At 59.4% G+C, this 23603-nt stretch carries 27 protein-coding genes; 13 read left to right on the top strand and 14 right to left on the bottom strand.

The genetic code is table 11. The annotated features are described in order from the left end of the window. Window positions 1-31: 31 nt before the first annotated feature. From BUB60_RS03435 to BUB60_RS03415, 5 genes are all read right to left on the bottom strand, one after another. A complete protein-coding gene (locus tag BUB60_RS03435; RefSeq protein ID WP_073076208.1) occupies window positions 32-874 on the bottom strand; it encodes a TIM barrel protein in 843 nt (280 codons plus the stop codon). A 7-nt stretch (window positions 875-881) separates the two neighbouring features. Beyond that, a complete protein-coding gene (gene buk, locus BUB60_RS03430) occupies window positions 882-1964 on the bottom strand; it encodes a butyrate kinase (protein ID WP_143162247.1) in 1083 nt (360 codons plus the stop codon). Continuing rightward, window positions 1951-2424: an ACT domain-containing protein gene (locus tag BUB60_RS03425; protein ID WP_073076206.1), complete on the bottom strand. Its 474-nt coding sequence runs from the start codon at window positions 2422-2424 to the stop codon at window positions 1951-1953. The genes buk and BUB60_RS03425 overlap by 14 nt, the downstream gene beginning before the upstream one ends. A gap of 21 nt (window positions 2425-2445) precedes the next feature. Beyond that, the gene (locus BUB60_RS03420; protein WP_073076205.1) at window positions 2446-3351 is read right to left on the bottom strand and encodes a bifunctional enoyl-CoA hydratase/phosphate acetyltransferase; all 906 of its coding nucleotides are present in this window, start codon (window positions 3349-3351) and stop codon (window positions 2446-2448) included. Window positions 3352-3492: 141 nt separating this feature from the next. After that, window positions 3493-4014, bottom strand: coding sequence for a helix-turn-helix domain-containing protein (locus tag BUB60_RS03415; RefSeq protein ID WP_073076204.1), 522 nt, complete (start codon window positions 4012-4014; stop codon window positions 3493-3495). Window positions 4015-4229: 215 nt separating this feature from the next. Here BUB60_RS03415 and modA point away from each other — a divergent pair, with 215 nt between their 5' ends. From modA to BUB60_RS03400, 4 genes are all read left to right on the top strand, one after another. Beyond that, complete coding sequence (gene modA / locus BUB60_RS03410; protein WP_073076203.1) at window positions 4230-5357, top strand: molybdate ABC transporter substrate-binding protein; 1128 nt, start codon at window positions 4230-4232, stop codon at window positions 5355-5357. 18 nt (window positions 5358-5375) lie between these two features. Further along, complete coding sequence (modB, locus tag BUB60_RS19495) at window positions 5376-6062, top strand: molybdate ABC transporter permease subunit (RefSeq protein ID WP_084726208.1); 687 nt, start codon at window positions 5376-5378, stop codon at window positions 6060-6062. Next, window positions 6063-7130 carry a sulfate/molybdate ABC transporter ATP-binding protein gene (locus BUB60_RS19490; protein WP_084726207.1) on the top strand — a complete coding sequence of 356 codons (1068 nt, stop codon included), beginning with the start codon at window positions 6063-6065 and terminating at the stop codon, window positions 7128-7130. Between the two features lie 141 nt (window positions 7131-7271). Beyond that, window positions 7272-7481 (top strand): TOBE domain-containing protein, encoded by a 210-nt coding sequence (locus tag BUB60_RS03400; protein ID WP_073076202.1) that lies wholly within the window; start codon window positions 7272-7274, stop codon window positions 7479-7481. Between the two features lie 224 nt (window positions 7482-7705). On the opposite strand, the gene BUB60_RS03395 is transcribed toward BUB60_RS03400, so the two are convergent. The 7 genes from BUB60_RS03395 to BUB60_RS03365 form a co-directional block, all read right to left on the bottom strand. Next, the gene (locus tag BUB60_RS03395; RefSeq protein WP_073076201.1) at window positions 7706-8641 is read right to left on the bottom strand and encodes a ketopantoate reductase family protein; all 936 of its coding nucleotides are present in this window, start codon (window positions 8639-8641) and stop codon (window positions 7706-7708) included. A 69-nt stretch (window positions 8642-8710) separates the two neighbouring features. Next, window positions 8711-9238 (bottom strand): nitroreductase family protein, encoded by a 528-nt coding sequence (locus BUB60_RS03390; RefSeq protein ID WP_073076200.1) that lies wholly within the window; start codon window positions 9236-9238, stop codon window positions 8711-8713. Between the two features lie 316 nt (window positions 9239-9554). After that, entirely contained in the window at window positions 9555-10370 is an 816-nt protein-coding gene (locus BUB60_RS03385; RefSeq protein ID WP_073076199.1) for an ABC transporter ATP-binding protein, read from the bottom strand. Window positions 10371-10406: 36 nt separating this feature from the next. Next, on the bottom strand, window positions 10407-11507 hold the full coding sequence (locus BUB60_RS03380) for a taurine ABC transporter substrate-binding protein (protein ID WP_073076198.1): 1101 nt from the start codon (window positions 11505-11507) through the stop codon (window positions 10407-10409). A gap of 19 nt (window positions 11508-11526) precedes the next feature. Beyond that, window positions 11527-12315 carry an ABC transporter permease gene (locus tag BUB60_RS03375; RefSeq protein WP_073076197.1) on the bottom strand — a complete coding sequence of 263 codons (789 nt, stop codon included), beginning with the start codon at window positions 12313-12315 and terminating at the stop codon, window positions 11527-11529. 97 nt (window positions 12316-12412) lie between these two features. Further along, window positions 12413-13345: a DMT family transporter gene (locus BUB60_RS03370; RefSeq protein ID WP_073076196.1), complete on the bottom strand. Its 933-nt coding sequence runs from the start codon at window positions 13343-13345 to the stop codon at window positions 12413-12415. 2 nt (window positions 13346-13347) lie between these two features. Then, window positions 13348-14271 (bottom strand): LysR family transcriptional regulator, encoded by a 924-nt coding sequence (locus BUB60_RS03365; RefSeq protein ID WP_073076195.1) that lies wholly within the window; start codon window positions 14269-14271, stop codon window positions 13348-13350. Window positions 14272-14524: 253 nt separating this feature from the next. On the opposite strand from BUB60_RS03365, the gene BUB60_RS03355 reads away from it, so the two are divergent. The 8 genes from BUB60_RS03355 to BUB60_RS03320 all read left to right on the top strand — a co-directional run bounded on the left by BUB60_RS03355 (window position 14525) and on the right by BUB60_RS03320 (window position 20782). Beyond that, window positions 14525-16582 (top strand): alkaline phosphatase family protein, encoded by a 2058-nt coding sequence (locus BUB60_RS03355; protein ID WP_073076193.1) that lies wholly within the window; start codon window positions 14525-14527, stop codon window positions 16580-16582. 104 nt (window positions 16583-16686) lie between these two features. Next, window positions 16687-17931 (top strand): O-acetylhomoserine aminocarboxypropyltransferase/cysteine synthase family protein, encoded by a 1245-nt coding sequence (locus tag BUB60_RS03350; protein WP_073076192.1) that lies wholly within the window; start codon window positions 16687-16689, stop codon window positions 17929-17931. A gap of 1 nt (window position 17932) precedes the next feature. Further along, window positions 17933-18796, top strand: coding sequence for a 4Fe-4S binding protein (locus BUB60_RS03345; RefSeq protein ID WP_341444113.1), 864 nt, complete (start codon window positions 17933-17935; stop codon window positions 18794-18796). Then, window positions 18789-19034 (top strand): sulfurtransferase TusA family protein, encoded by a 246-nt coding sequence (locus BUB60_RS03340; protein WP_073076191.1) that lies wholly within the window; start codon window positions 18789-18791, stop codon window positions 19032-19034. The genes BUB60_RS03345 and BUB60_RS03340 overlap by 8 nt, the downstream gene beginning before the upstream one ends. Continuing rightward, the gene (locus BUB60_RS03335) at window positions 19034-19363 is read left to right on the top strand and encodes a thioredoxin family protein (RefSeq protein WP_073076190.1); all 330 of its coding nucleotides are present in this window, start codon (window positions 19034-19036) and stop codon (window positions 19361-19363) included. Before BUB60_RS03340 ends, BUB60_RS03335 begins: the two co-directional genes overlap by 1 nt. Beyond that, window positions 19360-19566: a sulfur carrier protein ThiS gene (gene thiS / locus BUB60_RS03330; RefSeq protein ID WP_073076189.1), complete on the top strand. Its 207-nt coding sequence runs from the start codon at window positions 19360-19362 to the stop codon at window positions 19564-19566. The genes BUB60_RS03335 and thiS overlap by 4 nt, the downstream gene beginning before the upstream one ends. Beyond that, window positions 19566-20372 (top strand): HesA/MoeB/ThiF family protein, encoded by an 807-nt coding sequence (locus tag BUB60_RS03325; RefSeq protein ID WP_073076188.1) that lies wholly within the window; start codon window positions 19566-19568, stop codon window positions 20370-20372. The genes thiS and BUB60_RS03325 overlap by 1 nt, the downstream gene beginning before the upstream one ends. Further along, the gene (locus tag BUB60_RS03320) at window positions 20369-20782 is read left to right on the top strand and encodes a M67 family metallopeptidase (RefSeq protein ID WP_073076187.1); all 414 of its coding nucleotides are present in this window, start codon (window positions 20369-20371) and stop codon (window positions 20780-20782) included. The genes BUB60_RS03325 and BUB60_RS03320 overlap by 4 nt, the downstream gene beginning before the upstream one ends. 155 nt (window positions 20783-20937) lie before the next feature. Here BUB60_RS03320 and BUB60_RS03315 read toward each other — a convergent pair whose 3' ends face one another. Together BUB60_RS03315 and BUB60_RS03310 are read right to left on the bottom strand one after the other, a co-directional pair. Then, window positions 20938-21441, bottom strand: a complete 504-nt coding sequence (locus BUB60_RS03315; RefSeq protein ID WP_073076186.1) for a methylated-DNA--[protein]-cysteine S-methyltransferase — start codon at window positions 21439-21441, stop codon at window positions 20938-20940. Next, window positions 21438-22949: a DNA-3-methyladenine glycosylase 2 family protein gene (locus BUB60_RS03310; RefSeq protein ID WP_073076185.1), complete on the bottom strand. Its 1512-nt coding sequence runs from the start codon at window positions 22947-22949 to the stop codon at window positions 21438-21440. The genes BUB60_RS03315 and BUB60_RS03310 overlap by 4 nt, the downstream gene beginning before the upstream one ends. 272 nt (window positions 22950-23221) lie before the next feature. On the opposite strand from BUB60_RS03310, the gene BUB60_RS03305 reads away from it, so the two are divergent. Next, window positions 23222-23536, top strand: a complete 315-nt coding sequence (locus tag BUB60_RS03305; RefSeq protein WP_073076184.1) for a PadR family transcriptional regulator — start codon at window positions 23222-23224, stop codon at window positions 23534-23536. Window positions 23537-23603 lie beyond the last annotated feature (67 nt).

The following is a 23603-nucleotide window of genomic DNA, read 5'->3' as shown; positions in this document are numbered from 1 at the left end:
GCCTGTTCTCATAAAAACTCTCACGCTGCGTTTACAGCTTCTCAAAGGTGCTTTTCAGTAACAAAGCGTCTTTCTCCACAAGGGGGCCTTCCGCGATGACGCAGCCCTTGACGGCAAAGTCCTTGAGGGCTTTTAGGCACGCGGTGTAATTAAAATCGCTTTCCTGTAACGGCAGATGCCGTTTTTCGCCTTTTTCATTATAGGCGATCCCGCCCATGTGGATGTGCATATCGTCCAGGGCGGGCCGGCCCAGCTCGGCCAGCACGTACCGCAGGATTTGGGCAAAGTCGTCATAGCTTTTGAGGCCGCCGTTCCGCCTGGCGTGTATATGGGCAAAGTCAATGCACAGCCGGCAGGAGCCGACCTCCCGGCAGAGGGAGACGAGCTCTTCCAGCGTCCCGAACTGCGTCCCTTTCCCGGTGGTCTCGAGCCTGTAGTCCACGCCCATGGCCGGGAGCTTCAACAGGTTTTCTTTTATGGCGCCGTACGCCTCCGCCCGCGTATCCTTCAGATAGAACCCCGGATGAAACACCAGGGTCCTGCCCCGGACCTTTGTCAGGGCCTCCGCCGCCTTTATGATTCTCTCCGCGGACTGTGCCTGTTTTTCGGGGTCGTCGGCGTTGAGATTGATATAGTGCGAGCCGTGGGCGGAAAGATAAAAATCATTGTCCAGCCTGGCCTCCAATATGGCGTGCTTATTTTTATCGGTCACATTGACGGCCCGCACGAACAGAAGCTCCATGGCGTCGAGCCCGATGGCTTTGAGATAGCCGATGGCGGCGGCATAGTTTATTTTCTTCGCGCCGCTCCATATGGGCAGCCCCGATATCCCAAATAATAATTTATCCGTATTTTTTCCCGCGCTTCCTGAGATTTTTGAGTTACGCGTATTCCTTGACGTTCTCCTCGCCCCGGAGGACGCGCAGGGCGCCTTCGGCCAGGGCGGCCAGCTCGTTTTCGCCGGGGTAGGTGATGACGGGGGCGATCTGGTCCACGCGCTGCTTGATGGACGCCGTGAAACGGTGGGAGTAGGCCAGGCCCCCGGTCAGGATGATGGCATTCAGGCGGCCCTCCAGCACGGCGACCATCGCCCCGATCTCCTTGGAGACCTGGTAGGCCATGGAGTCCATGACGAGGGCGGCGTAATCGTCGCCGTTGCGGATGTATTTTTCCGCAAGGCGCATGTCGTTGGTGCCCAGGTACGCCAGCATGCCGCCGCTTTTGCTGAGGAAGGCCGTCATTTCCTCCCTGGTGAACTTGCCGGAATAGCACATGTCGATAACGGGGCCGAGGGGCACGGTGCCGCAGCGCTCGGGGGAGAAGGGGCCCTCGCCGGAGATGCCGTCGTTGACGTCGATCACCCGGCCGTAGCGGTGGGCGCCGACGGTGATGCCGCCGCCCATGTGCGCCACCACAAAGCGCCCGTCCTCATATTTAACACCCAGCTCCCGGGCGACCTTGCGGACGACGGACTTGGCGTTGAGGGCGTGGAAAATGCTGCGCCGCTCGATGCCCGGGACGCCGCTGAGCTTTGCCAACTGCTCCATTTCGTCCACGACCACGGGGTCGACCACATAGGACGGGATGCCGTAGCGCTCGCCCAGGTCGGCGGCCAGCAGCCCGCCCAGGGCCGAGGCGTGGACGGTGGCCGAGTTGTCGATCAGGTCCTGCTTCATTTTTTCGTTGATGTGGTACGTCCCCGATTCGATGGGGCGGATGATGCCGCCCCGGCCCACGACGGCGTCGAGGCTCTCGGGCGGGATGCCGTGCGCCTCCAGCATCCGCATGACGTGGCCGTAGCGGATGTCCCGCTGCTCCAGCGTGCTGGCGCAGCCCTTGAATTCCTCCGGGCGGTGCTGGACGGACTGCTCCACCACCGGGTCGTCGTTCTCATAAACGGCGATTTTGGTGGACGTTGAGCCGGGGTTGATGACAAGGATGCGGAAGGTCTTAGACGGATTCATTGGCATCGGTTCCTTTCCCGGATATGGCGAGGGCGCCCGAGCGCACGACGTCGAGGAGACGGTCCTGCACGGGCAGGAGGAGCGCGTCGATGTCGCGGGGGGCTCCGGTGAGCTCAAAGCTGATTTCACGCGCGTCCCGCTCGAGAATTTTGGCGTCCCTGAAATACGCGGCGTCAAAATCGGCGGCCCTCATCCGGAGGAGCGCCAGCTCGCGGATGCAGGCGTTGTCGTCGCCGAGCACCCTGTACTCGGAGATGAAGTTGATATCGACAAGCTGCTGGCCCAGCTTGCCCACGTCGATGCGCTCGTCGTCCAGGACGATGCTGATCTGGGAGACGCCGCCCTTGGACCTGCCGGCGTTGATGCTGGTGATGTTAAAGCCGTTGCGCCGGATGAGGCCGGCGATCCGGTCCAAAACGCCGGGGCTGTCATAGACGCCCAGGCGGAGTATTGTGTTCATAGGTCACCTCGATAATTGTCGTCAGGCCTGGCCGAGGCGGCTGACGGCCTCGGCGCATGAAATGGAAAAGAGCTTGCTGGCGTCCGTATCCGAGCGGGAATTCAGTACGATGGGGGCCTTGGCGCCCATCACGAGCCCGCCGAACAGGCAGCCGCCGCCGTGGGTGAAAGCCTTCAGCGTGGCGTTGCCGGCGTCGATATTGTGCACCAGCAGGATATCGGCCCGGCCGGCCACGTCGGACGCGACGCCTTTATGCCGGGCGGCCTCCTCCGAGAGGGCCAGGTCCATGGCCAGCGGGCCGTCGACGACGCAGCCGGTGATCTGGCCGCGGCGGTTCATGGCGGTGAGCGCCGCGGCGTCCAGCGTGGCGGGCATGTCGGGATTGACGACCTCCACGGGGGCGATAACGGCGACCTTCGGGTTTTGGATGCCGAGGCCCTGCGCCGCGCGCACGGCATTTTTAATGAGCGCCGCCTTGGTTTTGAGGTCGGGATACGTCACCATCGCCGCGTCGGTCAGCAAAAAGCGCCGCTTCAGGATGGGGGAGTCGAGGACGCTGACGTGGGACAGGACGCCTTCGCCCCGGAGCCCGCTGTCCCTGTCGAGGACGGCCCGGAGCAGGTCGGCCGTCTGCACGAGCCCCTTCATCAAAACGTCGGCCCGATTTTCCCGGACGAGCGACACGGCGGCCGCGACGGCGGCCCGGGGCGACGGGCAGTCGACGAGCTCGAAGGGGGCGATATCAATATTAAAGGTCTCCGCTATCGCCCTGATTTTTTCCCGGCTGCCGCACAGGATGGGGACCGCCAGCCCGTGCGCGTAAGCCTGCGCGGCGGCGCTCAGGACGGTTTCGTCCTCCGCCGCGGCGACGGCCAGCCGCCGGGGCGCGGGGGAAGGCTGTATATCTGCGGGATTGAAAAGCGCCATGTTTTATCTCCTTTGGCGTCGTAATAATCACGCCCTGAGTATACAACAACATGCGCGCCGATGCTAGTGGGCTTTTGCGAAAACAACCGGCAAAAAAGACCGGGGTTTGAAAATCAAAACCCCGGTCCCGATGCTTTTGTTTTATTTGACGATCCGCACCGACATCGTCTTGAATATCGCATACAGCTCGTCCCCCGTCTTGATATCCATCTCGACGAGCGACCGCTTTGTGATCAGGGCGCACAGAGGGATGCCGACGTTCAGATAGACCTTGGCGCTCATGTCGTCGGCGTCGATCTGCGTCACCGTCCCGCGCAGCATATTCCGCGCGCTGCTGATAAAGGTCCCGGCGCTGAGAATGATGTCCTCCGGCCGGATCATGAGCCTGACGCGGCCGTCAAGGTCGGTGGCGACAAAGATCTTCACGGTGTTCACCAGCGCATACTTCGAATCGCCCTCGATGACGATATCGGCCTCAAAAATATTGTCGGCCTGCTTTGTGCTCAGCAGGTAAAGCTCGAGCTGCGACTCCGATATCCGGATGCTCCGCCCGATGCGGTGGGCCTGGATATCGCCATGCTTGATCATTTCATAAATAGTGTATCTCGAGAGCTTCAGCTTGCCGGCGATCTCCTCCGGGGTATAAAGCAATTCCTCCTGCATAAAAGCCTCCCACAGCATATCTGCCTACCAACAAGATACAGCATTGCGATTTATTTGGCAAGCGCAAAATATATCCCTGCCGGCGAGTTTGTTTTAGTTTGTTTAAAACATATTTTATAGGATATATATTGTTGTATTTAAGTTAAATTTAAGCTATAATGGAAAACATTCCGGGGTATGTCAATGCACCGTGTATCATTATAAGGAGGAATATCATGAAAAAGTTCAAAAAGCTGCTTACCATCCTGACCGCTGTCGCACTTGTTTTCAGCCTGTCGGCGATTATGGCGTCCGCGGCGGCCGTGACCGTTGCCGTTGACGGCAAGCCGGTCTCGATCTCCGCGTCCTACGGCGCGCCGTATGTCGATTCGGCAAACAGGACGCAGATACCGATCAGGGCCATTTCCGAGACCCTCGGCGCCACGGTTTCCTGGGATCAGAGCGCCCAGACGGCCGTTATCGACGGCAACATCAAGATCAAGCTCGGCGCCAGCACGATCTCCACGCCCAGCGGCTCCGTTACGATGGACACCACCGCTGTCGCCTCGAACGGCCGCATCTATGTCCCGTTCCGCTTCCTGTGCCAGGCCCTCGGGTATGACGTGGATTATACCACCTCGGGCGGCAACACCACCGTCAATATCGTCACCAAGGTTGAGCTGACCATCAATGCCGCCGCGAGCCTGACGGACGCGATGAACGAGGTGGCAAAGCTGTACAACGCCGAAAAACCCAATACGAAGCTGACCTTCAACTATGACGCCTCGGGAACGCTGCGCAAGCAGATCGAGCAGGGCGCGCCGGTCGACCTCTTCTTCTCCGCGGACACCAAAAACATGGATACGCTGAAAAATGAGGGACTTGCCGTCAACACGACGATTAAAAATCTCCTCGGCAACGACCTCGTTCTCGTCGTACCCAAGAACTCCACGCTCAAAATCAGTACCTTTGCCGACGTGGCGACCAGCGCCGTCAAGATGATCGCCCTCGGCGACACCACGAGCGTTCCCGCCGGCACGTACGCCAAGGAGACCTTTACATACTATAACGTCTGGGACGAGGTCCAGAAAAAAGCCACGTTTGACAACAATGTCAGAACGGTCCTCACCCATGTGGCGTCCGGAAACGTCGACTGCGGCGTTGTCTACAGGACCGACGCCCTGACCGAGCCGGACGTCAAGATCGTCTGCACGGCCATCGACGCGTCCCATACGCCGATCGTCTATCCCGGCGCCGTTGTCAAGGCGTCGGCGCATCAGGTCGCGGCGGCCGATTTCATGAACTTCATGTCCACGTCGGCGGCGAAGGCTGTTTTTGAGAAATACGGCTTTAAAACATTCTAAATAACCTGGAGGGCAAGAATGAGTTTTGATCTGTCCCCGGCATGGATATCCGTCAAGGTCACGCTTGTGGCCACGGTCGTCAACTTTTTCCTTGGGATAGCCATCGCTTGGGGGATGACAAAGCACAGAGGCAAGTGGCAGGGGCTGTTGGACGGCGTCCTGACACTGCCTCTGGTCCTGCCCCCGACTGTGGCGGGATTCGCACTTCTCATGCTCATCGGCATACACGGGCCGGTCGGCCGGCTCCTGGGGCTCTTCGGGGTCAAAATCATCTTCACGTGGTACGCCGCGGCGCTGGCGTCCATTCTGGTGGCGTTTCCGCTCATGTACAGGACGGCCCGGGGGGCTTTTGAGCAGATCGACCCGAACATCCTCAACGCGGCGAGGACGCTGGGCGTATCCGAACGGCGGATATTCTGGCGCGTGGCCGTCCCCCTGGCCTGGCCTGGCATCGCCGCCGCCACGGCGCTGTGCTTCGCGCGGTCGCTGGGCGAATTCGGCGCGACGATGATGGTGGCGGGGAATATACCGGGCAGGACGCAGTCGATCCCCCTGGCCATCTATTTCGCGGTGCAGAACGACGATACGAGGACCGCCCTCATCTGGGTGGGGATCATCTTCGTCATCTCCCTTGCCGTGCTGTTCTTCATGAACGCCCGGAGCACCGATAAAACGAAAAAAAGACTCGGCGCCGGGAGGAGCTGAATGGGACTCAACGTCGACATCGAGAAGCGGTTTCCCGGCTTCTCGCTCAAGATAAAGCTGGACTGCGCGCCAGGCGTTACCGGCATCCTCGGCGCGTCCGGCTCGGGAAAAAGCATGCTCTTAAACTGCATCGCGGGGCTCGTGAAGCCTGACGCCGGCACGATCGTCCTGGACGGCAGGATGTTTTTTGACGCGTCCAAAAGGATACATATCACGCCCCAGCACAGGAAAGCGGGAATCCTGTTTCAAAACTACGCGCTGTTTCCGCACATGACCATCAGGGACAACATCGCCTTTGCCCTTGACGGCCTGACGCCGGGGGAGAAGGACGAAAAGGTGGGCGCGCTGCTGAAGCGGTTCAACATCGCCGATTTCGCCGGCAGATATCCCGCGCAGATATCGGGCGGCCAGCAGCAGCGCGTGGCCCTGGCCAGAGCGCTGGCCGTCGAGCCGGACATCCTTTTGCTGGACGAGCCCTTTTCGGCGCTTGACCAGCATCTGAAAACGCGCATGATGAAGGATATGGCCGAGCTGCTCAAGGACTTTAAGGGCTGCGCCCTGTTTGTCACGCACAACATGGAGGAGGCCTATCGCCTGTGCGCCCGGCTCGTTATCATCAACAGCGGCAGGGTGGAGGCCTCCGGCCCGAGGCAGGAGATATTCGAGCGGCCGGAATCCTATGAGACGGCCGTGATCACCGGTTGCAAAAACATCAGGCCGGCGGTGCGGGTATCCGACCACAGCGTGCGCGTGCCGGACTGGGGCCTGACGCTGACGTCGGCCATGGAAATCGGCGCGGAAAAAGGCTTTGCCGGCATCAGGTCAAATCATCTGAGGCTGGCCGGGGAGGGCGACGCCGACAATTGCTTTGCGGCGTGGATTGCCGATGTGAGCGAGGCGCCCTTTACCACGACGCTCTATCTGAAGCCCGGCTCAAAGCCGGACGGCGCCGAGGATTATCAGCTGCAATGCGAGCTCAAAAGGGATCAGCTGCGGGAGATCGCCGATTTCTCTCAGCCCGTGACGCTGCATTTCGATCCGGCGCACGTCTTTTTTACGGAACACTGACGCTTGAAAGCGTATATGAAAGCGGGGACATCTGGGCTGCAGATTGTCCCCGCTTTTTTGAAATCTGACGTTATGATTTCGCCAATATTCAGCGATAATAGCAGTGAGAAAAGAAATTCAGGAAGAAAGGACTGTTACCCCATGAAAATCAGCGCACGAAACCAGCTCAAGGGAAAAATCACGCAGATCAAGGAAGGCGCCGTCAACGCGATCGTTACCCTCGATATCGGCGGCGGCAACAAGGTCAGCTCGACCATCTCCATGGACGCCGTCAAGGAGCTCGGCCTGAAGGTCGGCATGGATGCCTATGCCATCATCAAGGCCACCTCGGTCATGGTGGGTATCGACTGAGGCTTGCCGCTAAAGCCCGCGCACAGCGGGGAAAGCCTCGCAGAGTTTGCCGCCGGAGCGGCAAATAAATTCATGATTTGTCACGCAGGAGGACATGCGCCTCCGGAGTGACACTTCTCATGCGGGGAGCGGCTGAGCGGCGCCGCAATCCCCTTGTCGCTAAAGCCCTTCGGGCTTTAGCGATAGCCTCAGATGCCCGGTTTTGTTGAAACCGGGCATCTTTTTTACTCTTTAAATTTCGAGGCGTTTTTTTCCTCGTAAACCTTGATGCCGTGATAGAACATCCAGCACAGGGGCGTGTCGACGTTCAGCTCCTGGCCGAGCTGCAGCACCTTGCCGGCGAACATATCGACCTCCGTCGGCAGGCCGCGCTCCAGGTCCTGCAGGGTGGAGGGCTTGTTGGCGAAGGGGAGATGCCTGATCGTCTCCTCCTGCAGCTCGATGTCCTCTTCCCCCAGCGCGATGCCGAGGCAACCCGCCACGCGCACGACCTCCCACATGGCCTCGCGCCGGATGGCGTTGGCGTGGTCGCTCACCCGGTATGCGCCGAAGGGAATCCCCAGCAGGGCGCAGGTCAGGTTTTCTCCCACGTTGCACATGAATTTAAACCACATGCCCCGGATCATGTCCTCGTCGATCTCGCAGCCGATCCCGCAGCGGTCGAACAGGGCCTTGACGCGCCGGACCCTTTCGGACAGCGTGTCGTTTTTCGCCTCGCCGAAGTGTACCGTGCCGACGTCCGGATTGAAGTTTGCCGTGCCGTCCTTCATCACGATGGACACGCGCATGTAAGAATACAGGACGTTTTCCCAGCCGTAAACCTCCGCCACGCGCTCCTCGCTGTCGACCCCGTTCATCACGCAGAGGATCTGGGTCTCCGGCCCGACCTGGTTTTTAATATCGAGAATGGCCTGAGAAAGCCCCGCGTCCTTGACGGCGATGATGATAAGGTCGGCCGGGTCGCCGCTTGCCCGCGGCGTGATCACCGGGAAATGCCGGGTAACGCCGTTCAGTGTGACGCCGTTTGCCTCCAGCCGCGCCTTCCGCTCGCCGTCGGCAAGCACTCTGAAATGCCCCGCCGGCAGACAGTCGCTGAGCTTGGGCGCGAAGAACACGCCCATGGCGCCCAGCCCGATCAAGGTGACTTTTTTAATTTCCATCTCGTTATTCCTCTGCTCAGTAATTTTGCGTAAAACCGGGAGCCTTGCGGTTTGCTGCTCTGCCCATGGTTAAGAATATTTCTCGAACTTCACCAAATCGTCAAAGGGCTTGCGGGGCGGCTGCCGGCCGGGCGTTTTGGGGACGCCGACCGGCAGAACGGCGCGCACGGCGCGGCCCTCCGGTATGCCTAGGAGCGCGCTCAGCTTTTCCTGGCGCTCCGGGGTCATACCCGTTTCGCCGTCCGTCCAGACCGAGGCGTAGCCCAGCGCCGCGATGGCAAGGAGGATGTTTTCCGCCGCGGCGCCGTAATCCTTCAGCTCAAAGGACACCTTCATCGGCCCGAGCTCCTGATGCTCGGATACCAGCAGGATCAGCGCGGGCGCCGTGGCCACGCCCTTGTGGGGAAAGATTTCCGCGATTTCCGCCCGGACTCCCGCGTCCGTCACGACGAGGAAACTCTGGGTCTGCAGATTCCCGGCCGAGGGCGCCTTTGTGCCCGCCGTCACGATTTTGATCAGGTCCTCGCGCGGCATGGGCGCGTTCGTAAACTCGCCGCGATAACTGTAGCGCTTCTCGACCGCTTCAAAAAACTCCATGAAATTGGCCTCCCTTTCGCCGCAGAGCGGTTATTATTTTAAGCCCATTATACCGCAGCCTTTCAAAAAGTGAAAGCGGGAAATCGCCCGGCTGTCGATTAAAGCCCTTTGGGCTTTATCCGAAAGGGCTGCATGCAGCGCGCTCAGCCGCGCGCTGCATGCGAAGAGTCACTCCGGAGGCGCATGTCCTCCTGCGTGACGATTTTGAATTTATTTGCCGCTCCGGCGGCGAACTCTGCGAGGCTTTGCCCTCTGGATGCAGGCTTTTCGACAGCTAAAAAGGCTGCCTCACGGCAGCCTTTTTTGTGCTCTTTGTTTATTGCTCGTTGATCAGCTGTAAAATGTGCTTTCGCTTTTGATGAAAGCTTTCGGTATAGCGCGTGTCGTCCGAGTTTTCCGTGACGATGTCTTTCGTGAAATGCACGGGCAGGTCGGCGATGATTTTGCCGGGATGCTTCGACATGACCAGGATGCGCGTTGCCAGGAGGAGCGCCTCGTCCACGTCATGGGTGATGAAGAAGATGGTTTTCCCGGAGCTCCACCATATTTTTCGTATCAGGCCCTGCATCTGCTCCCTTGTCAGGGCGTCCAGCGCGCCGAAGGGTTCGTCCATCAACAGGATTTCCGGGTTGTTGATGAGGGCGCTGGCGATCGCTGCGCGCTGCTTCATCCCGCCCGACAGCTCATACACCTTTTTATCCGCAAATTCCGTCAGGCCGACCTTTTCAAGGTAGGTCGACACCTCTTCCCGGATTTTGCTCTTCGGCACCTTTTTCATCATGGGGCCGAAGGCAATGTTCTTCCGGACGGAATACCACTCGTAGAGGGGCGGCTGCTGGAAGACGACGCCCCGGTGCCAGTCGATGCCTTTGATTTCGGTCTGGTTGAGCTTCACCGTTCCGCCGGTGGGCGGAATGAAGCCGGCCAGGATGTTGAGAAGCGTGCTCTTTCCGCAGCCGCTGGGCCCCATCACGCAGACGAACTCGCCCGGGTAGATATTCACGTTGATATTGTCGATGGCCGGCACAGCGCCCGCGCCCTTGTCGTAGACAAGAGACACGTTTTCCATGGAGATCAGCTCGTTTGCCGCCTCGAAGAAATTTTCCACCGTCTTGTTCTGTTCGTTGTCCATGATGCCCCCCGCCGTTATTCCGCTCACAGCCTCAGCTTATTTTAATGCCAGTGATACAAAGGACGGATCAATGGCGTCCTCAAAGGCCTTGACGTCCGGGGCTTTGCTGATGTTGCCCTGGTCCGCGTGGAAGTCCGCGATCGTCTTCAGGATCTCTGCCAGAGCGCCCTTTTTATCCGCCGTGCCGAGGTAATCGGCGGTGAGCTGGTCCTCGCCGGATATCCAGATGTTGTCGGTGACCTGTCCCTTGGCGCCGTCCGTGGAGATGCCTTCCCAGTCGGCGACGTCTTTGGCGGCCTGCTCCGGGTTTGTCTTGACGAGGTCATAGGTGTTGATCAGCGCTTTCACGTACTGGCTGACGAGCGTCGGGTATTTTTGGGCGAATTCTGTTCTGGCCACGCCGATTTCCGGGATTTTCACGCCCTGCTCGGCCAGCTTGCCGTCGTTGATGACGATATTGCCGTCCTTGACGATCTCGTCCAGCGCCGGGCTCCAGATATATGCCGCGTCGATATCGCCGCGCTGCCAGGCGGCCACGATGTCCTGCCCGCCCATATCGAGGAGCGTCACGTCGCCCGCGCTGAGACCGGCCAGCTTCAGGGCGTTCAGCAAGGCGTAGTGGGACGTCGTCCCGAACGGGGCGGCGATCCGCTTGCCCTTGAGGCCGGCCACGTCGGTGACGCCCAGGCTATTTTTCACGGCCAGCGCCTCGATGTTGCCGCCCTCGATGTAAGAAACGAAGATCGCTTTGTAGTTGATGTTGTTGGCAATGCCCAGGGCGATCGGCGAGGCGCCGAAGCAGGCCACGTCCACATCCCCCGAGACGATGGCGTTGTTGATGTCGGTCCCCGCCGAATACGTCACGGCGTTCACCTTCACGCCGATGCCGCTGAAATAATTCTCCTGAGTCAGAATGGCGGACTCGGGGCCGCCTTCGATGACGCCGATATTGATGACGTCCGGATAAGCTTCCCCGGTAACGGGGTCTTTTGTGCTGTCCGCCGACCCCGTGCCGGTCCCCGCCGAGACGCTCGCGGAGGGCGACGCCTCGGTTTTTGCCGGAGAGCCGCACGCCGCGAGTTGGCCTCCCAGGACCAGCACAAGACCCGCGACAAGCAGACTTTTTACCAATTTCATTTCAATGACCTCCTGTTTTTTAACTTTTGCCTTTCCAAAAGACGATTTTCTTTTCTAAGTAAAGCAATATTCTGTCAAGCAAAATGCCTGTAACACCCATGATGATAATGCCCACGAATATAACGTCGCTGCGCAGATATTTGCTGGCGTCCAGCACCATCCAGCCGATGCCCGACACGGCCGCCACCATTTCCGCCGCCACGGAGGTCGCGTACGCGCCGCTCATGGCGTTCCTCAGGCCGACGAATATATCCGGCAGGGAGGAGGGCAGAATGACGTGGAAGAAGACCTGCCGTTTGCCCGCGCCCAAGGTCCTGGCGCGGTTGATATAGTCCTGCTTGACGCGCGTCACGCCCGCGACGCACGAGACGAAAATCGGGGCGAAGGCGCCGAGATACAGCAGAAAAATCTTGGAGCTGTCGCCGATGCCCATCCACAGGATAATGATCGTGTAATAGCCTAAAGGGGGGAGCGGCCGTATAAAAGCGATGATCGGCTCAAAAACCGCGCGTATTTTGTCCGAATAACCGCTTAAAAGCCCCAGGGGGATGGCGGTGCCCACGGCAAGGACGTACGCGATCAAAAGCCGCCGCAGGCTTGCGAACAAATGCTCCCACAGGGTATGGCCCTTATAGCCCTTTTCCAAAAGCTCCAGGAAGGTATTCCACATCTCGGCCGGTGAGGGGATGATGATACTCGAAATCCTGTGGTTCCAGGTCACCACTGTCCAGAGAATCAGGATGACGACGCCGGTTAAAATACTGATGAGGTATCTTTTGCTGATAGTGTTTATTCTCCGCCCCTCCAATTCATAGTAAATACATATGTTTTATATGTATTTTACTTTAACTCAAAACCGTGCCGAATGGAATACCCTTTCGCTGCATATGGGGTATTCAATATTTTCATAAAGCTCCGGGCGGCGGCTTTTTCCGCCCGAACTTGACGACCATTAAAACACCGGCGAGCAGGACCCCGATGCTCACGGCCTCAAACGCCGTGGGCAATTTTTTGAATATCAGGATACTGAGGAAAATGGACCAGATGATGTATGTAATGTTCAGGGACATCGCCTTTGGCGCGCCCGTCACGCTGATGGACTTATAGTAGAGGAGGTAGGAGCCCGTCTCCAGGAGCGCCGTGAGGACGAAAAGCAGGAGGACCCTGTCGGTCAGGACCTGCCCGGTAAAGCCCCAGGCGCGCAGCAGGGGAAGAAAAAGCGCGGCGTAGCATAAAACCGACGTCCACTGCCGGATTTGCAGGGCCGTTTCAAACGGCACGTTTCCCTGCTTCATGGCGTGGGACGAGACAACCGCCTCCAGGCCCCAGAACAGCGCGCAGGCAAGTGAAAAAACGTAATAGACGGGGTGGCCGCCGCCCCGCGGCAGGCCCACCATGCCGATCACCCCCGCGGCGCTCAGAAGGATGCCGGCCAGCTGCTTTCGGGTGAGGTCCTCCTTCAGGAATAAACGGGCGAATATCGAGCCCAGCACCGGATACAGGGCGGAGATGACGGCGGTATCCGCCGGGCCCACATAGCTCAGCGACAGGACATAGGCGCTCATGCCCAGCGGCCCGCCGAACAGCCCGCTGAGAAGCAGCCACTTTCCGGGCCCGGTCCGGAGCGCGTGAAGAACGCTGTTGCCCCGAAACCGCCTGCTCGACTTCCTGAACAAAAGCAGCCAGACGCCCGATACGGCGTCGTTCAGAAAAGCCCCGACGAAAGGCGCCAGATAAATCGCCTGCGCCGATTGTGTAAAAATCCCGGCCCCCAGCACGACGGAGAGCAGGACGGTCTGCGCCGCCCACAGGAAGCCCGACCCTAAGCCATAGAACAACGCTATTCCTCCGCCTGACTGATGTTTTTGATCTTCTTGACCGTTTCCTTGATCACATTCAGCACGATCCTGTCGATCTTGTTCGGCTTGTATTTCACGCTTTCCACGTAGCCGACCTCGAACGCCAGACTCTTGTTGGAGATGGGCAGCCGTTTTATCAGGCCGCTCTGGACGTAAACGTCGTTTTCGGACATGTATCTCGGGAAAAACGCGACGTAATCATTGTGGGTGATCATGCTTTTGATGGAGTCCAGGTTATCCGTCCGGAAGATGATGTTCGGGGGCCTGTCGGGTCCGATCATGTTTGTCAGGCCGCCGTTATACTTTTTGAATTCGTCGCGGTAGGCGATGTACGGCGCGTTTGCCAGTTCCCCGTAGGCGATGCTGTCCTTTTCCCAGTAGGGGGAGCTTTTGCCCACGTAAAGCATATATTCGTCGCGGAACAGCGGCGTGTATCTGAGGTCCGTGTTGCGCTCCAGCTCCCCGTAGTTGATCAGGATGCCGATTTCCGAGATCCCGGACGACACGTCGTGGGCCACCTGGCTGCTTTCCGCCGTGGTGATGGACAGCATGATGTCCGCCGACCGTTCCTTCAGGCGCTGCAGCGCCTTGGGAATGATCCAGTCGCAGATGCAGGGGATGCTGGTGATCTTGACCTCGCCGGCGTCCCGCTGCTCCTTTGTCATTTCAACGATCTCGTCGACCGCTTTGAAAATATCCTCTGTTTTCTGCAGGACCAGCTCGCCCGTCTGCGTGGGCGTGACGCCGGCGTTGGTGCGCTTGAGCAGCTCGGTGCCCAGCTCCTTTTCCAGATTGATGATCGCGTAGCTGACGGAGGATTGGGACATGTAATTTTTTTCGGCGGCAATGGAAATGGAATTATATTTCACCGCCTCCTTGAAAAAATACAGCTGCTCGAATTTCATGGCGAATCCTCCTGGATTATAAATCATATATGTTTAATATGAATACTATACCTGCATCCTGGCCGTTCGTCAACAGCTTTCCGGCGGTGTTTCGGGCGACGTTATCGTGGTTTTCGATATCCCGTATGCTTATTTGACGCTGTCCAGGCGCCGGGCAATCGGCTATTATAGTATGTAGATATGTATAGTATGTTATGGCGAACGATACCTGAGGTTGAAGCTGAGCATTGTACGTCTGAAAATGGAGGTTCAAATGAACAGAGATGCGCGGACAAAAAAACTGATTATCCTGGGCGTGGACGGGATGGACCCGGCGACGACCAAAAGGCTGGTTGATGCCGGCCGGCTGCCCCATATCAAAAACTATATTGAGCGCGGCGCCGCGAGAAAAGAGCTCAATATGCTGGGGGCGCATCCCACCATCACGCCGCCCTGCTGGACGACGCTGGCCACGGGCGCCTACCCGGGGACCCACGGCATCACCTGCTACTGGCGCCAGTCCCCCGAGAGCCTGGACGCCGTCGTGTACAATATGGACTCCCGAAACTGCAAAGCGGAGCAGCTGTGGAACGTGACGGCGGAAGCCGGCCTGAAGACGATGGTGTGGCACTGGCCCGGCTCGTCCTGGCCGCCGACCTCCAAAAGCCCGCAGCTGCACGTGGTGGACGGGACGCAGCCCGGCTCCGTGAACATGGGCGTGGCGCAGATGGACTGGGAGAAGATCGTTTACGCCTCGAGCGATACGGAAAAGCTGCGCTTTATCCCGCACACGCAAAAGGCCGCCGGCGTGGGCTGCAACATTACCGATATCGGCGAGGTCCTGTCGTCCGGCGGGGACGACGACGCCGACGAGATGATGGAGCTCTGGTGGGGGGACGAGGCGCGCAAGGGCGGCGAGATCAGAACCTACGTCAATACCCTGGACGACACGGAGATGATGATCGGCGCAAAGGTGGCCTACGACATGGTCTTTTCGCCCATCGCGCCGGCGCGGGATTGGGCCGGGTCGCCGGACGGCGCGCTGGAATTCACGCTCCTCATTTCAAACGGCAAGGAAAACCGGTACGGCCTCATCACGAAAAACAGGGACGGCGTTTACGATTCTGTCTCCCTTTACCGCGCCAAGGCGGACAAGGAGCCGTTCGCGGTGCTGGAAAACGGCAAAATGGTTTCCGGCATCATCGACAGCGCCACGAAAAAGGGCGCGACGAAGCCGTGCTGCAGGTCGTATAAGCTCCTGGAGCTGAGCCCGGATGGCACATCGCTGCGCCTGTGGATCAGCAACGCGCTGGATACGACAAATAACATGCTCTGGCACCCGGTGTCCCTGCACGGAAAGATTACGGAGAACGTCGGGCCCATCCCGCCCGTCAGCCTCATCGGCGGCGAGGATTCGGAGCTGGTGGAGCAGGTGTTCGAGCCGTCCTGGGATATCTACTGCAAGTGGCAGGCCGACTGCCTGGAATACCTGCTGGACCGCGGCGGCTACGACGTCGTTTTCAGCCATCTGCACAACGTGGACTGCGCCGGCCATCAGATCTGGCATCTGGGCAAAACGCTGGAGCCATGGAACCACACGGACGAAAAGGTTTATCAGGCGCTCATCGACCGCTTTTACGAGCAGACGGACCGGTATCTCGGCCGCTTCCTGCGCTATCTGGACGAGGAGTACACGATTTTGATCGTGTCCGACCACGGGCTGCTTGTGGGCGAGAACGTGCCGCCGATCCTGGGCGAGTACGCCGGCGCCAACATCAAGGTCATGGAGGAGCTGGGCTACACCGTGCTCAAAAAGGACGCGTCCGGGAATTCGCTCAGCGAGATCGACTGGGATAAAACCCGGGCCGTCCAGATACGCAGCAACTATATCTATTTAAACCTAAAAGGCCGGGATAAGCAAGGCATTGTCGACCCAAAAGACAAATACGCCCTGGAGGAGCAGCTCATCTCGGACCTGTATAACTACAGGGACGACCGCACCGGCAAGCGCGTCGTCGGCATTGCCCTGAGGAATAAGGACGCCGTCCTGCTCGGCGTCAGCGGCCCGGAATGCGGCGATATTTTCTTCACGGTTGACGAGGGCTTCAACCGCCTGCACGGCGACGGGCTGACCACGGCGGAGGGATACTACAACACCTCGGTGTCGCCGGTATTTATCGCGGCGGGGCAGGGGATAAAGCCCGGCTTCACCACGGAGCGCGTCATCCGGCAGGTGGACGTGACGCCCACCGCGGCCGTTCTGCTCGGCACCAGGATACCGGCCCAGTGCGAGGGCGCGCCGATCTATCAGATTTTGTCCGATGCGCTGTAAGGAGCTGAAGCAATGTCGGTTATCGTTCAGTTTGTGTCCGATGACGTCTGCGCTTTTTAACGTGGGACCGCAGTCAAAAGACGTATTCCAATTGGAGGACAGTCATGAAGCTCAACACCGCGCTTCTGCACGGCGTGCAGAACGCTTTTGATCCCACCGGCTCCACGCTGCCGCCGGTGTACCAGGCCTCGGCCTTTGCCCACGAATCCGCCGAAAAGCTGGAAAAGGTCTTCGGCAATAAGGCGCCGGGCTTTGCCTATACGAGAATATCCAACCCGACGGTGGCCGCCTTTGAAAAGAGGCTTGCGTACATAGAGGGCGGCGCGGATGCGGTGTCCTGCGCCTCCGGGATGGCGGCGATCGCCATGGCGCTTTTGAATATTCTGCAGAGCGGGGACGAGGTCGTCTCCGGCAGCGGCCTGTTTGGCGGGACCTTGGATCTGCTGGAGGATTTAAAGTCCTTTGGCATCGGCACGCGGTTTGTGAGGAATGTGACGGCCGAAGAGATAGAGCAAAGCGTCACGCCGCGGACAAAGGTCATATTTGCCGAGCTGATCGGCAACCCGCGGCTGGATGTGGTCGATATCCGTCAGATCGCGGCGGTGGCGGAAAAATACAAAATCCCGCTCATCATCGACAGCACCTCCGCCACGCCGGCGCTCGTCAACCCGCTGGCGCACGGCGCGAGCATCGTCGTGCATTCCTCCTCCAAGTACATCAACGGCAGCGGCGACGCCATCAGCGGCGTGATCGTGGACGGCGGGAGATTTGACTGGGACTTTAAAAAATTCCCGGCGCTGGCAAAATACAGGCCCATGGGCAAGCTGGCCTACACCGCGCGGCTCAGGCAGGATATCTGGCGGAATTTCGGGCCGTGCCTCGCGCCGCAGAACGCCTACCTCAACTGCATCGGGCTCGAAACCATGGGCATCCGCATGGAGCGGCTCTGCGCAAACGCGCTGGCCCTGGCGGAATTCCTGTCGGAAACCGGGGCACTCGACAATGTGAATTATCCCGGGCTTGAAGAAAGCCCTTATAAGCCGCTCGTTGAAAGCCAGATGCAAAACGGCATGGGCGGCGCGATCCTGACCGTCCGGGCGGGCTCCAAGGAAAAGGCTTTCGCGCTGATAAACGGCCTGAAGTACGCGCATATCGCCACGAATATCGGCGACGTCCGGACACTGGTGATCCATCCGGCGTCCACGATCTACGCGCACTCCACCGGCGAACAGAAGCAGAGCGCCGGCGTTTATGACGACCTGATCCGCATCAGCATCGGCCTGGAGGATATCGAGGACCTGAAAGAGGACTTCGCGCAGGCCATACAAAAAATGAAAAAGGGTGATTGAATTGGCGAGTGTAGATTACAAGGCGCTGAAGAACGGCGGGTTCATGCGCCAGGTGCAGAAAAATAACTTTTCCCTGCGGCTGAAGGTGGTGGGCGGCAACCTGACGGCGGCGCAGCTGGCGACCATTGCGGAAATGAGCAAGAAATACGGCGACGGGCACGTGCATCTCACCTCCCGCCAGGGCGTGGAGATCCCGTTCATCAAGCTGGACGACGTGGAAAAGGTGAAAGAGGAGCTGCTGGCGGGCGGCGTGTCCACCGGCGTCTGCGGCCCCCGGGTGCGGACGGTGACGGCCTGCCAGGGCAGCGCCATCTGCCCCTCCGGCTGCATCGATACATATAATCTGGCCGTGGAGATCTCCGACAGGTATTTCGGCCGCGAGCTGCCCCATAAATTCAAATTCGGCGTGACCGGCTGCATGAACAACTGCCTGAAGGCCGAGGAAAACGACGTGGGCATCAAGGGCGGCTATACCATCGAATGGGACGAGAGCGCCTGCACGCTCTGCGGCGTCTGCGTCAAGGCCTGCCGCGAAGGCGCGCTCACCGCCTCGGACGGCAAGCTGGAGCTGAGCGAGAGCAAGTGCACAAACTGCGGCCGCTGCGTGAAGTCCTGCCCCTTCGACGCGTGGAAGGGCACGCCGGGCTATATCCTCTCCTTCGGCGGCACCTTCGGGAATTTGATCGCCAAGGGCGAGCAGGTGGTGCCCATCATCCGGGACAAGGGGACACTGTTCCGCGTGGCGGACGCGGCGCTGAGGTTTTTCGACGAGCACGCCAAGCCCAGCGAGCGCTTCCGGGTGGCCATCGACAGGGCGGGCTGGGACACGTTCAAAGCCGCCATACAGGAGGCGTACCATGGCTGATTATACCATAGACGAAACGGTGGATATCACCGACGTTGTCTGCCCGGTGACCTTCGTCAAGGCAAAGGTGGCGCTGGAGGAGCTTGACGAGGGGCAGATACTGTCCATCCGCATGAACGATGGGGAGCCGGTTCAAAACGTCCCCAGAAGCATCAAGGAGGAGGGGCATCAGATATTGAAGCTCCTGGACAACGAAGACGGGACCTATAACCTGATTGTGAGAAAGGCGGCGGACTGATGGCGGTCAAGGTCACGGCGGATAATTTTCAAAGCGCGCTCGCCGCCGGCGGCGTGCCGGTGCTGGTGGATTTCTATTCGGAGGGCTGCGTGCCCTGCAGGAGAATGTCTCCCGTCCTGGCGGAGCTGGAGGAGGAATACGACGGCAGGGTGAAGCTCATAAAGGTCAATGTGGCCGCCGGCACCGCGCTGACGGACAAGTATGAAATCCTCGCCGCGCCGACGCTTGTTTTCTTTATGAACGGCCAGGAGCGCGCGCGCCTGTCCGGAGTTAACGGCAAGGGTGTATTGCGCGGGATCATCGATAAAATTCTGGAGGAATCGAAATGACGATAACGGTAGCGGGCAATAAGAAGGACTATCCCGGGGCGCTGACGGTCCAAAAGCTCATCGAGCTGGAAAACGTGGAGATGCCGCTGTATGTCACGGTGTCATTAAACGACGAGTTTGTGCCCGGCGGCACATTTGAAACGACCGAGCTGCACGACGGGGACAGCGTCGAGTTCCTGTACTTCATGGGGGGCGGACGCTGATGGCCTTCAGTAATGAACAGCTGGAGCGCTATTCCCGCCACATCATCCTCAAGGAGGTCGGCGTCAAGGGCCAGAAAAAGCTTTTGGAAAGCAAGGTCCTGATTATCGGCGCCGGGGGGCTGGGCGCGCCCGCGGCCCTTTATCTGGCCGCCGCCGGCGTGGGCACCATCGGCATTGCCGACGCGGACGAGGTGGACCTGTCCAACCTGCAGCGGCAGGTGATCCATACGACGCTGGACCTGGGCAAGGCCAAGGTGCAGTCGGCCAGGGAGACGATGGAGGCCGTCAACCCCGACGTCAGGGTCCGCGCCTACCAGACCTTTGTGGCGGCAGACAATATCATGGAGCTCGTCAGGGACTATGATTTTGTCATCGACGGCACGGACAACTTTCCCGCCAAGTTCCTTATCAACGACGCCTGCGTCCTGGCGAAAAAGCCCTTTTCCCACGCGGGGATCATCCGGTTCAGGGGCCAGCTCATGACGTATGTGCCGGGGCAGGGGCCCTGCTACCGCTGCGTCTTCAAGGCGCCGCCCCCGCCGGACGCCGTGCCGACCTGCCGCCAGGCGGGCGTGATCGGCGCCATGGGCGGGGTGATCGGCTCGCTGCAGGCCATGGAGGCCATCAAATACATCGTCGGCAAGGGCGAACTGCTCACCGGCGCGCTGCTGACGTATGACGCCCTGACGATGGAGTTTCGCAAAATCAAGCTGCCGGGCAACGGCTCCTGCGCCGTCTGCGGGCAGAACCCGACGATCCTGAAGCCCTTTGACTATGAACAGGCGGGGTGTGAGATAAAAGCATGACGGTAAAGCTGAAGCGGTCGGATTACGACGCCATCATCGCCCACGCGAAGGCCGGCCTGCCCAACGAGGCCTGCGGCCTGATCGCCGGGACGATCGACGGCGGCGTGAAGACGATTGAAAAGGTTTATCTTTTAAAAAATATTGACGAGAGCCCGGAGCATTTTTCCATCGACCCCAGAGAGCAGCTGGCGGCGGTAAAGGATATGCGCGCCCTCGGCCTTTCGCCGCTGGGGAACTTTCACTCCCACCCGGAGACGCCCGCCAGGCCCTCGGCGGAGGACATCCGCCTGGCCTACGACCCGAAGGCCAGCTATCTGATCCTCTCCCTGGCCGGGGAAGCGCCGGACCTGAAGGCGTTCGAGATCGAAAGCGGCGCTGCCACCCGCCAGACGCTGGTCGTCCAGATGTGACACAAGGGAAAAGCCTCGCAGAGTTTGCCGCCGGAGCGGCAAATAAATTCAACATTTGTCACGCAGGAGGACATGTGCCTCCGGAGTGACTCTTCTCCTGCAGCGCGCGGCTGAACGCGCTGCATGCATCCCCTTGTCGATAAAGCCCCGGGGCTTTATCGACAGGTTGGCCCTCGCTCCAGCTGGAGCAGGGCCGTTTTCTTTTCAAGACCGCCCGCGTAGCCCGTCAGGCTTCCGTCCGCGCCGACGACCCTGTGGCAGGGGATCAGTATGGAGATGGGGTTGTGCCCCACGGCGCCCCCGACGGCTTGGGCGGACATCGACGGGAGACGCCTCGCGGCGGCCAGCTGCTTCGCAATCTCTCCGTAGGTGGTGACGCGGCCGTACGGGATTTGAAGCAGGATGTCCCAGACGGCCTTCTGAAAGGCCGTCCCTTTTGGCGCGAGCGCGGGGAGGGGCGCGTGACGTCCGCCGGAAAAGTAGTCCGCCAGCCATTCCCGAAGGGTGTTGAAAACAGGCGCGTCGGGCGCGTCGGCCCAGGCGTCCGTGCCGGACGGGTAATATTTCTGTCCCACGAACCAGAGGCCCGTCAGCGCGTCCTGCTCCGCCGATGCCCGCACCGGGCCGAGGGGGGTATCGATGATGCTTGTATGTGTCATTGGTCAGACAGCTCCTTGCCGTTTATTTTCTTTTCTTTAAGAGAATTCCACAGGCTGACCGTCGCGTAGGAACGCCACGGCCTCCAGGCCTGCGACATGTCCAGAAGCTCCTGGGGCGTCCTGCCGGCGAGCGCTTTTTTCACCCCGTAGTCGGTGTGGGGGAAAGCGTCCGGCCAGCCGAAGGCGCGCATCCCGATATATTGCACGGTCCATGGGCCGAAGCCGGGCATGTCCAGGAGCTTTTTCATCTCAAGCTCCGGGTCCGCGCCCGGCGTAAAAAGGACCGTGCCCGCGGCGACCGCTTCCGCCAGAGCAAGGATGGAGCGGGCCCGGGCGCCTGTGATGCCCAGCGGTCCCAGCCGGTCCTCCACGGGGGCGGCAAGGCCGCAGATGGTATCCGGGCCGGGAAAGGTGTATCGGAGCTCCGCCAGAGGCGTGCTGATTTCCCCGCCGAAGGCGGCGGCAAAGCGCATGGCCAGCGTCCGCGCCGCCTTGACCGTCACCTGCTGTCCCAACACGGCGCGCACGGAAATTTCAAAAGGGTCAAAGCAGCCCGGCAGGCGGAGGCCCGGCACGCACAGATCCGGCGCCAGCGTATTCATGCCGGCAAGCCTGCCGTATATTTCGGTGGGATCGCAGTTTAGATCAAAGAGACACCGAACTCTGGCCAGCACCTTTGGCAGGACAGGCAAAAGGGAACAGGAGAGCGTCATCGCTATGGCATTTTGCTTCGGCCTGTTGGCCGCTGTGAGCCAGCCGCGGTATGTCTCGTCCCCGTTTTTTACCGTGACCGTCCGGCTGTAAGCACCGTCTTTGACAAGCTCGACGCCGGGGATCGCGCGGTCGGAGAGAAAGCCGATCAATGCGTCCCACGCGTACGGCGGCCGGTAGCCGAGCGTCAGGGTCACGGCGTCTTTGTCCCGGGGGATTTTGCCGGAGCTCCTGAAAGCGCTGGGCGTGGCCCTGTAATATTTCTTGAACAGGTCGTTGAACCGCCGCAGGCTCCCAAAGCCGGCAAACATCGCCGCGTCGGTCACGGGGAGCGCCGTGTCGGCCAGTAGGCATTTTGCCAGAAGGAGCCGGCTGGTCTGCAGGTACTGAACGGGCGAGACGCCGAACTCGGCGCAGAAGGCCCGCCGCAAATGCCGGTCCGTGATATGCAGCAGGCCGGCAAGCTCGGAGATTTTAAGGTCGGCAAGGCAATTTTCGTCCATGAGCATCGCCGCCTTCCGGGCGATTCGGGAGGTGCTGTCGATGGGCGCCAGGCCCGGCGCCAGCTCGGGACGGCACCGGCGGCACGGCCTGTAGCCGGCGCTTTCGGCGGCAGCGGCGCTGATGAAAAAGGTGCAGTTTTCTTCCTTCGGCAGCCTGACACGGCAAACCGGGCGGCAATAAATCCCGGTGGAGGACACGCCGACAAAAAATCGGCCGTCAAAGCGCGCGTCATGTGCCTTCAGCGCGGCGTAGCACGCCTTGCTGTCAAGATGGATAAGCTCTGTTTGTGACATAAGCATCGCCTCCGGTGATCTGATGCTTCATTATAACGCCCGGAAGGAAAAGCGTCCGGCTGTTTTCGGACATCATGACGCGGCGGCATACTGTACGGAGCCGGAACGGCAATGATATATAGCTTCAGGATCGTAATATTACTGATTTTACCATTAAGGCATGAGAATATCAATGTTATTAAAAGACATGAGTACTTTACACTATTAAGTAGATGTGCTATGATGAACATATTCTGTACCTAATAATGTTAAGTATCTGAGGTGAGGCTGCTTTGAACAGCGAAATGTTGAAGGGCACGATTGATATTCTGATATTGAGTGTCCTAAACGAACAGAATAATTACGGATATGAAATTTCAAGAATTATTAAAGCGCGGACAAGGGGCGCTTTTGAGATTTTAGAAGCAACCATGTACCTGGCCCTCAAAAGATTGGAAAGTCAAAAAGCAATCGAGTTTTACTGGGGAACTGAAACGGGCGGCGGACGAAGAAAGTACTTCAAGATTACCGAGGAGGGCAAAACGCAGCTTTCCCAATTGATCAGTGACTGGAAAGAAACGTCTCATATCGTGGAAAGCTTCATATAGGAGGGCTCATTTGTGAATTCATTTTTAAACAAGGTATTCAGACTTTCGGATATCCGGTATTTTTGGC

The organism is Sporobacter termitidis DSM 10068 (assembly GCF_900130065.1).
GTDB lineage: Bacteria > Bacillota > Clostridia > Oscillospirales > Oscillospiraceae > Sporobacter > Sporobacter termitidis.
This window is presented reverse-complemented; position numbering and strand designations above follow the sequence as displayed.